Source organism: Bacillus clarus (assembly GCF_000746925.1).
GTDB classification, from domain to species: domain Bacteria; phylum Bacillota; class Bacilli; order Bacillales; family Bacillaceae_G; genus Bacillus_A; species Bacillus_A clarus.
This window is the reverse complement of the sequence record NZ_JMQC01000008.1, coordinates 4,594,236-4,606,727: the sequence shown is the minus strand read 5'-3', so window position 1 is coordinate 4,606,727 and position 12,492 is coordinate 4,594,236. Positions and strand designations below refer to the sequence as shown.

Here is a 12,492-nt window from a genome sequence, read left to right as displayed (position 1 = left end):
AAATCAGTTTGACTGACTTTATCGGCAACCTTCTTTTTACAAAATATCTTCTTTCTTCCAAAAAGCCCAACACCCTAAAACAACTGTAATCGCAAGTACAAGTAACGGTCTTACAATAAATGTATCTAATAATACACCAATTGCTATCACAATACCGAATTGAATAAGAACTTGAATTGGTAATTTACCTAATACTGCAAAAGTTCCCGCTAAAATTACACCAGCCGAAGTAATAACACTACCTGTTTGTATTACCCCATTCTTTACGGATTCTACATAATTTTGCTTCTTTTTATTTTTCCAAATCTCAGAAACCATGAAAATATTATAATCTTCCTCTAAAGCAACTAAAAATACAAATGCGTATAACGGAATTACACCTTGAATAGCAGATGCTCCCATACCGAAGTGAAGTAAAATTCAACCCGCTCCTAAAGCTGAGAAAAATGATAAAACAACAGTTACAATTAAGTAAATCATCGCAACGATAGAACTTAAATAAGCAAGTAATAATAAAAGAGCAAATATAAAGAGCATGTTAATGAAAAAAGATTATTCAAAACATGCTTTTATTTAGTGTCATTAGGAAATTTATTTATAAAAAATTTTGATGATTTTCTGTTAGTATTGTTGAACAACGAAAATAATAAAATAGAGGTACCAATAAAGAACCATTACTCTTCAACCTTCACACTGTTTAATAACAACTCCTCAAAAAATGATAATCTATTATTAGCATTCTCTATAATTTTTGGATTTGCTTATTAATATTTACCTTACTTAATCCTCCGTGGTAACAAACTACGGATTCAATATCTAGGTCTAAATATTTCTTCAAAGACTGTTGGGCTTCCTTTATATCCAAAGTGGTTGGGACATGAATCCCCCCCAGTGTTCCGTTTACACTATACATTGAATCCCCAGCGATAAGCGTTTTACTTTGTTTTAAATATAAACTGATATGGCCAGGAGTATGCCCGGGAGTATGGATAATAAGAATCCCGCCACAATACGGCAGTTCTTGACCGTCAATCAAGGTGTCATTCACTTTTCCTTTCGGTGGATTCTCTACGTATCTATCTTTCAATAGAGGTAAATCGCCCTGGATATAAGGCTTATCTAGCTCATGAGCATAAACTTTAATATTACTTCCACAATTCTGTAATATTTCAGGAAGACTGCCTATATGGTCTATATCCTGATGCGTCAAAATCACAACTTTTACTTTATCAAACGACACTCCTACCTTATCCATTGCTACTTTTAAATCTTCAATTTGTCCAGGGAATCCAGTGTCTATTAAAACTGCCATTTCCTGATCCCATAAAAGGATTGGATGAATAATATTTCCATAAAATTCAAGGTGCAACATCTCTACTCCCTTAGAAATCTCCATAACTTTAGTCTCCTTTATAATTAGATTTTATTGATGTCTAAGAATAGGTTTGATTGCACAAAAAGATTGAAAAAATAAAGCTCCGTTATCGTTTGATATTTTTCGTCATTCCAACCGAAAATTCTTCAAATCCAAAAGATTCATAGTAAGGCTTCAAATCCTCAACACACATAATTTGGGGAATAACTCGACTTTGTTCACATTGTCGGATTATTCGTTTCAATATTTCTTTTCCAATGCCTTTGGACTGATATTGCGGTAATACACACAATCCGCAAATAATTCCAGTAATTACACCATCTGATATAACGCGCCCCATCCCTACTAATTGTTGTCCATCAAAAGCGTATATTGCATACCAACTTTGATAGCACATTTGTTCTAAATCGTTAACCGTTAATTTAAGTGAATTCCATCCTAAAGATTCATACAAGGTTAATAATTGTTTGAAACTTTCAGGAGGTTCATTTGTATAACATATAGTGTTTTTCATATAAGTACTCCCCGTTATCTTTCTTTTACCATTTAATTGAATTATTCTTTTATTAAAGCTGTTTTCGTAAAGAATATTGATTTTTAATATAAGTAATTGAAAATCTTCTATAATCTATTACTATCATCTTATATATGCATTAAGATAAAATTGATTATCTAATAATCAACAAATTATGCTACAATTACAAAAAAATAGGAGTCACTAAAATGAGCAAAGATAAAGAAACTCCTGAAAGAGCAAGAGCAAGAGAAAGATTAAGACAAGAAGAATTAAAAAGAAATCCAACTGGAAATATGAATGATGCATTTCATAGGGCTAGTAATGGAAAACTTGCTGATTTAGTAGGTAGTTTAGGTTGGAAAGGTACCGGCATCCTAATCCTTGTAATTTTAATAGGTTTTGTATTAGCATCCATATTCTTTAAGTAAGAAGTCTTCTTTTTAAGACCTTTTATTATGCACTTTTCAAAAATTCAACCGTTTAGTATGGTTGAATTTTTGAAACGCTAAAATAATCATTTGTTCCACTTGTTTTTCAAAGGATACATACTTGCCTATTTCAAGATACCTGAATCAATATAGATAGTTATTTGTCCACACCTTGAAATTTTCTCATCCAGATGATTGTTCCCCTTCTTAATTTGTTATTTGTATCACCATCGCAAATACATTCTTCTTATATTTTGTAATTTGAATCATAAATCAGCCACAATTTGAACCATATTATTATTGCTATAAACCATAGTTTTTTAGAGGGATTCGTATAAAATGTGCAATATAATATTCCCTAAAGTCTTTTTGATTCAATTAGTGTTATATTTAAAATTTAAAAATTATGAATATATAACATATTAAAATTCCTTTGGTAGAATTAGCAGACGCGCTCGATTCCCGTCAGGCTCATCAAAAGAAGCACTTTTTTAGTTTTTTTTGTAAATTCATAATGAATAACACTTTTCCCTTGTTCTTTAAAAATACCTTTTAACTTATATTTAATTTATATGTTTGATGTTTAGCTCTCTATTTCCTTCAATTCATTCACCTATCGTTTAATTTTCCGATGTATAAGACACACCATGCTGAATACAGTTACCAATAAGATGAATTTAATCCGTTCCATCCCTTCGACGTTGCATCCATTTTGCATCCCATCTGTTAAATAAAAAACATTAAACATACCATGGAAAATCGAAGCTGACACTACAGAACGACCATACTCTCTCGTATAAGTTAAAATTATCAAAAATACAAATAATAAAGTGGAATAACTAAATATCCCTAAAATCCATAAATCATAGTTTTTATAAAACAGTGCAATTGGTACATGCCACATGGACCAAATCGTTGCAGTAATCACTGCTGTCCACGCTAATGAATATTTTCTCCTTAAATAGTAATGAAAGTTCCCACGCCAAATGATTTCCTCTAATAGTGCAGATAAAGAACCGATTGTTAGATCAACGAGAAGTAGAAATCCTAATTCATTCCACTGCTTAAATAAGAATGTTATATTGTAAATACCAAAACCAAAATGCAAGCCAATTCCTAGAAGTAGTGGAAATACCATGAAAAAAACTACCGTTTTTAAAGTTGGACGTAAAATACCAAATGTATGAAGTATTTTTTGTTTCTTATATATTTTTTGATATAAAATAACTGTTAAAAGTGGAACAACCATCGTAAGCCCTAAAAAATTACGACTATTCTCTATCTTTAACAAGACGACATGAATAAGTAATGTAAATAAATGAACACCGTTGAATAATAAATTATTTTTTTGCTAATTTTCTCACCACCCAATTATACACCACCTGATAAACTGTCGATTTAATGCTATATCCCAAGAGAGCCGTTGTCGCTACACGACAACAGCTCTCTTATGTTATTGCTTGCGAATAGCTTCAAAAGTAACAATTTGTCTTGCATTAGATGGTGGATTCTTGTAAACATAATCAGCAGAGCATGTAATATCAGTGAAACCAATATTCTCTAAAATAAGCTTAAATTCCTCAATTCCATACCAACGCATTGCAAAACGTTGCAGTTCCGTTTGCATTAATTCTCCTTGGCGCCATTTTTCATATTTCAAATGTGATACAGTAAATTGGTTAATCCAATCAATTTCAATCGATTTTGATTCCAACATAATTCCATCTCCATTAGGTAGAGGGAAAGATGCCGTAGTAATTTCTCCCTCCTGCCAATCATGAGGTAATGAAAGGTCAACAATCAATCGTCCCCCTGGAATCAGATGTCTATAAAAACATTTTAACGCATTTAGAGAGTCATCCCGGTTTTCAATCAAACAAAAGGAACCAGTAGGAATAATAATGGCTTCATAATGAAACTGTAATGAAAATTTTTGTAATTTACCTTGATATAAATTAGGATTTAAACCTCTGTCTTCACAACGTTTACGACAAGAATCTAACATCTCAGGAGAATAATCAATTCCATCAATTATATGTCCAGCCTTAAGAAGTGGAATAATCACACGGCCAGAACCAACGCCAGCTTCAAGAATACGTCCTTGACAAGTTTTTAAGCGCTCTTGGTAATACTCAATATCACCGTTTAAAGAATAACCAACAGGTTTTGTAATATTGTAAAGCTCGGTAGAAAGTTTACCATAATAACTAAACATCTATTTTTCCCTCCGTTTTTGTGTACGGAAGATTTCTAATATTACCCCTTCCGTACCTCGAATTTAGTTAATAAATAGAAAGATCTGACTGTCATAATAAATCACTCGCTTTCAATATAATATAAGAATATTATACAATATTTCCTTTTTTCACAAAGGATATATATGTATATAAAGCTTTTATTTATACATGGAAAAATATTCATTGAACCACTTTATTATCTCATTAAAAAAATTCCTATTTACAAATTTAGGAACGTTGACTTTGCTGCAAACCAAAAGAACCATACCCTTGCCATACTGACAAACTTATGATTCGAATCACATATTTTTATTCAAGGAAGAGGATATAAAAGTGATTTATGTAATAAGACACGGTCAAACAGATTTAAATAAAGTGAACCTATAACAAAAAAGAAGTTGTCTCACTCTATTGAGATAACTTCTTTTTATAACGTAACATTATATTATCCACCAAAAACTATACAACTACATACTATAAGAACAAACAAAACTAATAAACTATTTGAGAAATTGCCCATGGAATATTACCCCTTTATTTAATTATGTAAAAGATTTTACCACAAAATTATTTACAACATAATAACTGAAAGAGACATTAGATTGATTAGTTTTTTATATTTAAAGTAATATTTTACGCTCGTTATATCCCCCTCTCATAAAATCATTTCATCTATTCTTCTACTGCAATTCACAATATTTGAAAGGACACTACAGTAGCAAATAAAAATTTACTACTATAAATAAAATGATTTGATTCAAACTAAAAGTAGTAATAAAATAATTACTAAAATGATAAAGGAAGCGCAAATAATGGCTGATAAAGATTTGTTAAATGAGTACATGAATTTATTACTGAATATGTCTGGTACTTTCAAATTATTGTCTGAAAAAGCATCTGAATTTACACATATCGAGCAACACGTAGTCGAATATATCGCACAGCAAAATGTTCCTGTAAACTTAAAAAACCATTGCTAGTTATTTAAATATCCCAAAACAACAACTAAGTGTAACAGTTCGTAATTTAGAGCAAAACGGATACATTATTAAAAAACAAGATACATCAGATAAGCGAGCTGTTTTAATTTCTCTAACAGAAAAAGCTGAAAAAGTGCACTATGAAAGATGGAAACAAATTTATAATAATTTCACTGATACTCTTAAAAATCTATCTGAAGAAGATCGATACGATTTGACGTACGGATTATATAAAACAAATAAAATACTATCAAAAATGTTAAATAACGACTAAACGTATACTAACGTTTGCATGCTAATTATTCAACGGAGGATATTTCATGGTAAAAGAAATAGATTTCCAATCAGTTCAAGGTACTATGCTTATTCCACTTTTGGGACGAGCATATGAGAGTAAAAACAATAAAGACATTTTGGATGATAAAGAAGCCGTCCAGATCATTAAAAATTGTGATTTTGATTTTTCTAATATATCGAATACCTTTGGTGAATATGGATGTATAACCTACATTGCCCCCGCTCGAAAAATCGACGATACAATAAGACAATTTATTAGAAAGCGTCCGAATGCTACTATAGTAAATATCGGTTCCAGACTAGATACCACTTTTTCAAGAGCCGATAACGAAAACCAGCCCTAGGGACATCATCATGCCAAATTGGAGGTTTCCCTTTCTAATTGTTGGAAATTTCTATCATCCTTTCTGTTTAAGTCTTTGTCATTATAGCGATATTAGAAACCTCTTCGTAAGTGAACGTTTTTAAAACGTTTTCGTGACATTCAATAAAAACCTTATTATCCGAGTAGCTATCCCCCATCTGTTAATTAAAATCGATCACCTATATAAAACATAAGTGTAAAAACATTTTCAAAAATCCGTAGGAAACTGAAAAAAAGCATTCGTATATTTCTTCTACTCATTTTCGTCGTAATTGCTATAGGAGTTAGCTATTGGAATCTTTCCCCTGCCCCAAAGGCGTATTTGATAAAAAAAGCATTTGAGGGAGGAATGTTTTTGCGAGCTGGAACGTTTCTGTAGATTTTTTAATTGCTTCAGCAAGCGGTGTCCAGCCTACAGGCTGAAACCCATCTAATGATTTACGGAACGTTGATTGATTATACTTTTGTAATGTATATACATTTTCAATCGCTCCGCATGATAACTCTTTGTCCTTCTCTTCATTTGAACCTTTATGACCATATACCCGTAACGAAACATTCACTGTCTCTGGTAAATTTGAAACAAATTGCTGAATCGCTTCTTTTGCAATATTCATCTTCATTTTTCCATCAATTTTACCAGCCCTACTACCACTAGCATCTAGTAATATTTCCATATTATAGCTTCCACTTTCCGCTTTATTTTTTTGCTCATCTTTCGTTCCTAATGTTTTCTTTTCTTCTGTACCGAAATCACCTACTTCCAAAATTCGCAATGGTATTTGATCCAATGGCGTAATCTCCTGCTTTAATAAACTATATATCGTATGTAAATATAACTCCGCTTGCTCACTATAAGATTTCCCATTCCATTCAGCGGATTTTATATTCGTTTCTGTATCACGAACCGCTTCTTTCTCTACATCTAATAGCCCTACTTTATACTTCCCGTTATATTTTCCATTCGGATACTTCACCATTTCTTCAAATGTAAGTGGAACGGAATTAACAAACTGTTTTTCATTGTCTAAAGTCGCTTGTTTTGAAGTGACCCCCTACAACATAAATGACAACTCGTTTTTTGTCCAAATGTCTCATCCTTCCTTCTTTTCTGATTATAGTGTATCTGATTATTGTTCAGCTCCCTGAAAAATATCGATTTTGTCTTCCCATAGAAAAACCAAGTGATATATCACTTGGTTTTTCTATGGACGATTAAACAATTGAATTTCAGGATTATTAAATTGAGTAATATAATCTTTGGTACATGTGTACCCTGATTCAATCAGTGTTGCTTTTTGTTCCTCTGTCATATTGAAGTTAAAGGATGATTCAAAAAAAGTATTGATAAAAACCGTACGCGCTGCATCTTCTTTCGTTGTTTTTCCACTTTGATGTCCCTTTATCATTGTTTGGGATAAATTCCAGGCAAAATCAATGAGAGAATGACCGATGTGATGTCTTGTTGGGTTTGCTACATGTTTCATCATCGCGATCTCAACTTTGGACTCTAAACGAAAACCGAGAGTTTCTTTGTTATAAACAATTTCATCCTGATGTTCAAAGAAATTAACATTGTATTGGGTGCTTAACCAGCTTCCCCCCTCTTGGTTATCCAAGTCGCTGATTACTTTATTAATCTCGGCAGTAACCGCAGTTCGCGCAAGGTGTTCTTCTTTACTAACGTAACTTTTACGATCGAATAGACGAATCGGATAATTATCTAGCACACCCCCATCTACATAATACTCTTCTTCCCATTTTACAGATTTGAAAAAGAACGGAATGGACATAGTAATGCGCACTGCAATAACTAATGGTATATCGGGAGTCGTTTCCCGAGAAAATGTACGAAGTTGATGAGTGGATATGTTTGTACCTTGGAAAAACACATCTTTTCCTGTTTTTTCATACAACTGTTGAAACGTTGTATCCTTACTCCCTGTCCAGTCTTCAATAATCTTTCCTATCCACTCCGTGAAAAAATCGCCCTTGTAGATCCCAAAACCATCAAAGAATAGACGAATGTTATCTTGAATAAATAGAAAATCATGATCTTTGAAAGCTTTAAAATTCATTTTTTTATGAATTTCTTCAATTTTTTCAAATGGAACGGAAAGTCCTAATAGTAATGCAGTGATGGCGCCTGCTGATGTACCTCCAAACCGTTGAATTTGTGGCAATATCATCTCTTCATTTAGATAACGAAGTACACCAATATAGGCAACACCCTTCACTCCGCCACCTTCAAATACTAAATTTCGAAATGGATACGTCATGAAATACCTCCAGTAGAAAAATTCGCAATCCGTCTTAGTATTTGGGGAGAAATAGAATATATACAATATTATTCTTGAGAAAAACCAGTGCTCCACAGAGGTGAGTTGGGAGACAATTAAGATTAGATGAGGCTGCTAATTGAAAGGAAAGGTATGTTTTGAAATGTTTTTTTGAAAAGCTCTTGTTATTTGTCTTCTGTGAGGTCATGACCCTTTTCACAAGTAAACCACTCTCATCTAAACAAACATATTTTGTAGTGGCTAACATATGTGCATACACTGCGATAAAGATAAAAAGGATGACGCCAACTAAAATATCTGTATGATATCCCAAATGGATAAGTAACGTCACATAAAGTAAAGAACGGTACATTTCACCCGATGATTAAAGATATTCAATTTGAATCGTTTGACTATACAAATTTCAGGAAATTATGTATTAAATAATGAAGGTTTTTAATTTACAACCTGAGGTCATTATTTCGAAAATAGAGACACTAAAATAATCGGTTTGAATTGATATTGTGTGAAATGATAGACTACTATTATCAATATAAGCAAATAGATACGTGCTAAGCATTATGACAAAGTTGGGGGAACCGTATGACAAAAAAAAGAATTATTATCACTTTATTTTCAATTACAGCATTCATACTACTTTTAATATCTCTTGGTGTTTTTGAGGAAGAGCTACAAGAAACAGATTATAGTGAAATTGTACAATTCATGGAAGATATGAAAAATAAAAAAGAGGTCGAGATTGATGTAGTTACTCATTATTCAGTTAGGGTCTCACTAGAGAGCAATAACTCTGATCAACCAAAAGGTTGGATTATTTACCACTTGAAAGCTCGTTACGATAAGAAAACGGATCAAAGTTGGATAGATGTGACGCCTGATCTTAGCCGTTTCGAGAATGCGCAGGTTGCTCCTCGTGATATTATAACCTCGCAACAACAATGCGGTTATATCAATCATAATACAGACGAAAAAAAGTGAGAAACAGGATATATGCTAACAGAATGCGCTCATAAATGGGAATATCCATTACGCCCATCCGGTATTCCTACTATGAAAGAAAATTATTAAATAGATTATAACAGGGGGCATTATCTACTAGAACTAATCCATCATGATCTCAAATCAAAATTGGATACAATTGCTTCCTACTCATCTAAAAAATTTACTGTTTTCACATAATGGATAATGTTTACAAAAAGGAGAGATAATGATGTGGTGGAGATTTTAGAATTTGTTGCGATTTTGAGTTTAAGCTTATTGCTAACAGTCATTATAATGCTCCACGATTATTATTTAACTAATACAAAAGAAGGTTATAGTAAGAAAAGTCTCGCAATGATTATTGTTAGTATACGTATGCTTTCAGGCCCGTGGATAATTTTTATTACGAAACCTACACGAATGGCTGTAATACAAGCCGTAGCAATGCAATTAACCATATTACTTTTTCTTCGTGCACTTTCAAAGTATGTACAAAACAGGAAGAGAATTGGTTTGTTACCATAGTTGCTTTTATTGCATATGCTATTAGCACTTACTTATATATTAAGTTCGCTTTCATTGATTACTAGCAAAAAAAGAAATCATTTTGATTAAACTTATTTTCACAGCAGCACCTTGAATGATCAAAAAACGAGGCTGATGAATGCTTGTATAGAAAAACCGATTGAGTCTGTACAGATTCAATCGGTTTTTCTTTCCCTAGTGTCTAAAAAATAACGCACAAGAAAAGACGTAAAACATTATTCACATCGGTGTGCTGGACCACCTACCAAAAGTATACCATGACAGGAAAAGTCTTGAAATTAAAACTTTCATTTTCTTTCAGAATTTCATATATATTTCGCGTGCTGATATTGAATAGTAAGGCTTCAATTCATGTTCTTTTTCGCTTTATACGCTTCCACTCTTTTTCAAGAAGGATAAGTTCTCGCAGTGCAGTATGCGGAATACCTGATAAATCAGTACCCTCTACTTCCTGGTTCTTAAAGAAGAGCACATGCACTTCATCCTTTTCAGGACCTTTATTCATTGCAGGATTGTTCATTGTCTATGTTATTTGCAACTCGTTCCAAATGAGTTGGCAAATCATATGCCGCTATCGCATATACCGTATGAAATATATCTTTTGCTGTTTGCGAAGTATTTCGATTACCTGAACGAATAGGGTATCTTACGAACATACTATACACCAATTCACCTGGATATGGCATCGGAAATAGAGTCAGCACATTCATTTTTGTCACTTTTCAATATAGAAAAAATGAATCTATACCACTTTCCGACAAACCACAACCATAGAATAACAATTCTCTCTTAACTCATTCCCATCCCAATCATTGTATATATGTAACAATTCAAACCCATTCGCAACTAACAATCTTTCTAATTCTTGCGGATACGTATACCGAAGATCTATAGTTGTTTTCAATTCTTCTACTAGCACATCCTCTTCATACAACTTTCTCGTTGTTATGTAGTGCTGGATTTGCGTAATTGAGTTATATGTCATCTCAGTATACAAATCACATCTTCTTCCCTTTTCATCTGTAACAGTTGTCCAATATTCTTCTGTAGATGGTTGCATTAATTCTTCCCTTGACGGAAAACGTGTATCGAAAATGAATATACTATTATCTTCTAACACATTATAAATGGATGTTAATAATTGATTTTGGTGCGTATTAGTTAGAAAGTGCTGAAACCCGTGTCCTACCATATACGCTAACAGAATGGTTTCTTCGACGTTCAACTGCAAGCAATCTTGTTGTAACCATTTCACCTTCGAATAACTTGTAGATTTCCTCTTCGCTTCAGCAAGCATTCCCTCATGTATATCTACACCAATCATATGATATCCTGCTTCTACGAGAGGAATTGTTACTCTTCCTGTTCCGCATGCAATATCTAAAATCCATTCATTTTTTATGCCAAGCTGTTTCGCCCATGAGAGTAAGAATGGTAAATCTGACAAACTTTTATTTTCTACATCATATCGCTTCGGATTTTCATATTCAGATAAACTCCACTTTGTTTGCAATCTTATTCCCCTTTTCTTATTACCTCTCAAATAGAATATATAGATTATAACGAATAAATAGTTTTTTCTCTACAATCATCCTCAATTATTTGGACTAATCTCCCTCCTCCTTTCGTAAGCTGAAAATGAGGGTCATAGTATTGGAGTGTGATATTATGGAACGTTTATGGATTCCCATGATCGTTACGTTTTTTTCATTTGGTGGATTATTGTTAGGGGGCGCTGTTGGCGTTGCGACGCGTCAACTTATTGAAGAAAAGATGCATCGTTTATACGCATTATGCGGCGGCATTTTACTTGGTCTATTAGTGCTTGAAATTATTCCAGAGACATTTTCAGACTATGAAATTATTGGTCCTATACTTGGAATAGCTATCGGTATTTTAGTTATGAGTTTATTAGATAGCTATTGCCATCATCCGGTGATACATAAAAAGGATCAACAAGCGTGGCAAACTTTTCTCTTTCTTTCCTTCGCCATTTTTGTTCACAATATGCCAAGTGGTTTTGCGCTAGGTACTGCCTTCACAAATCATAATGAATCTGCCATTCCATTCTTACTTGCGATTGTTATTCATCATATTCCAGAAGGATTAGCATTAGTCATCCCTTTTTTATTTACGAAACATAAATACATGTCATTCCTATTAACTACTTTATTACTATCAATTATTCTCGGTACCGGCACTATCTTTGGCATTATGATGGATGAAAAAGCACTTCATTTGCAGGGACTTATTATGGGGAGCGCCATTGGTTCGTTAGGTTATGTCACAATACACGAAATGCTTTGGAAAGCTAAAAAACAACTTTCTTCCCTTCCATTTCTATCATGGTCTATTAGTGGTTTTCTGCTCATAACAGTCTTCACTCTTCTCACTGGACATCATTAATTCAATTTATCTGTTTATCATTTGTATATTTTTCCTTTTTCTCCAAAACATAATAGTATCT

Annotated in this window: 13 protein-coding genes and 3 pseudogenes; 6 read left to right on the top strand and 10 right to left on the bottom strand. The window is 32.9% G+C overall.

The annotated features are described in order from the left end of the window. Positions 1-36: 36 nt before the first annotated feature. The 3 genes and pseudogenes from DJ93_RS24460 to DJ93_RS24450 all read right to left on the bottom strand — a co-directional run. Positions 37-537: pseudogene (locus tag DJ93_RS24460) on the bottom strand (MMPL family transporter); the annotation flags it as partial. Between the two features lie 205 nt (positions 538-742). Continuing rightward, positions 743-1,396 carry an MBL fold metallo-hydrolase gene (locus DJ93_RS24455; RefSeq protein WP_042983680.1) on the bottom strand — a complete coding sequence of 218 codons (654 nt, stop codon included), beginning with the start codon at positions 1,394-1,396 and terminating at the stop codon, positions 743-745. 85 nt (positions 1,397-1,481) lie between these two features. Next, entirely contained in the window at positions 1,482-1,889 is a 408-nt protein-coding gene (locus DJ93_RS24450; protein ID WP_042983679.1) for a GNAT family N-acetyltransferase, read from the bottom strand. A gap of 209 nt (positions 1,890-2,098) precedes the next feature. Between DJ93_RS24450 and DJ93_RS24445 the strand changes: the two genes are divergently transcribed. Then, positions 2,099-2,320 carry a DUF6366 family protein gene (locus tag DJ93_RS24445; RefSeq protein WP_042983678.1) on the top strand — a complete coding sequence of 74 codons (222 nt, stop codon included), beginning with the start codon at positions 2,099-2,101 and terminating at the stop codon, positions 2,318-2,320. Positions 2,321-2,933: 613 nt separating this feature from the next. Here DJ93_RS24445 and DJ93_RS24440 read toward each other — a convergent pair. Both DJ93_RS24440 and DJ93_RS24435 read right to left on the bottom strand, forming a co-directional pair. Next, positions 2,934-3,569, bottom strand: coding sequence for a CPBP family intramembrane glutamic endopeptidase (locus tag DJ93_RS24440; protein ID WP_042983677.1), 636 nt, complete (start codon positions 3,567-3,569; stop codon positions 2,934-2,936). 204 nt (positions 3,570-3,773) lie between these two features. Further along, the gene (locus DJ93_RS24435) at positions 3,774-4,535 is read right to left on the bottom strand and encodes a class I SAM-dependent methyltransferase (protein ID WP_042983676.1); all 762 of its coding nucleotides are present in this window, start codon (positions 4,533-4,535) and stop codon (positions 3,774-3,776) included. Between the two features lie 834 nt (positions 4,536-5,369). Between DJ93_RS24435 and DJ93_RS24430 the strand changes: the two are divergent. Both DJ93_RS24430 and DJ93_RS24425 read left to right on the top strand, forming a co-directional pair. Continuing rightward, positions 5,370-5,811 (top strand): annotated as a pseudogene (locus DJ93_RS24430) (MarR family winged helix-turn-helix transcriptional regulator). A 46-nt stretch (positions 5,812-5,857) separates the two neighbouring features. Continuing rightward, positions 5,858-6,163, top strand: a pseudogene (locus DJ93_RS24425) (class I SAM-dependent methyltransferase); the annotation flags it as partial. A gap of 319 nt (positions 6,164-6,482) precedes the next feature. Here the strand turns inward: DJ93_RS24425 and DJ93_RS24420 are convergent. Further along, positions 6,483-7,178, bottom strand: coding sequence for a vWA domain-containing protein (locus DJ93_RS24420; RefSeq protein ID WP_181969198.1), 696 nt, complete (start codon positions 7,176-7,178; stop codon positions 6,483-6,485). A gap of 225 nt (positions 7,179-7,403) precedes the next feature. After that, positions 7,404-8,477, bottom strand: coding sequence for a patatin-like phospholipase family protein (locus DJ93_RS24415; RefSeq protein WP_042983675.1), 1,074 nt, complete (start codon positions 8,475-8,477; stop codon positions 7,404-7,406). Between the two features lie 603 nt (positions 8,478-9,080). Here DJ93_RS24415 and DJ93_RS24410 point away from each other — a divergent pair. Then, positions 9,081-9,476 carry a hypothetical protein gene (locus DJ93_RS24410; RefSeq protein ID WP_241484323.1) on the top strand — a complete coding sequence of 132 codons (396 nt, stop codon included), beginning with the start codon at positions 9,081-9,083 and terminating at the stop codon, positions 9,474-9,476. A gap of 234 nt (positions 9,477-9,710) precedes the next feature. After that, a complete protein-coding gene (locus DJ93_RS24405) occupies positions 9,711-10,004 on the top strand; it encodes a hypothetical protein (RefSeq protein WP_052109627.1) in 294 nt (97 codons plus the stop codon). 370 nt (positions 10,005-10,374) lie between these two features. Here DJ93_RS24405 and DJ93_RS32885 read toward each other — a convergent pair whose 3' ends face one another. From DJ93_RS32885 to DJ93_RS24395, 3 genes are read right to left on the bottom strand one after another with little or no spacing between them, the layout of a single operon-like run. Next, positions 10,375-10,530, bottom strand: coding sequence for a hypothetical protein (locus DJ93_RS32885; protein ID WP_161785259.1), 156 nt, complete (start codon positions 10,528-10,530; stop codon positions 10,375-10,377). Next, on the bottom strand, positions 10,523-10,735 hold the full coding sequence (locus tag DJ93_RS24400; RefSeq protein WP_042983674.1) for a TniQ family protein: 213 nt from the start codon (positions 10,733-10,735) through the stop codon (positions 10,523-10,525). The genes DJ93_RS32885 and DJ93_RS24400 overlap by 8 nt, the downstream gene beginning before the upstream one ends. A 32-nt stretch (positions 10,736-10,767) precedes the next feature. After that, positions 10,768-11,538, bottom strand: a complete 771-nt coding sequence (locus tag DJ93_RS24395; protein ID WP_042983673.1) for a class I SAM-dependent methyltransferase — start codon at positions 11,536-11,538, stop codon at positions 10,768-10,770. Between the two features lie 155 nt (positions 11,539-11,693). Between DJ93_RS24395 and DJ93_RS24390 the strand changes: the two genes are divergently transcribed. Then, positions 11,694-12,431: a ZIP family metal transporter gene (locus tag DJ93_RS24390; RefSeq protein WP_042983671.1), complete on the top strand. Its 738-nt coding sequence runs from the start codon at positions 11,694-11,696 to the stop codon at positions 12,429-12,431. Positions 12,432-12,492 lie beyond the last annotated feature (61 nt).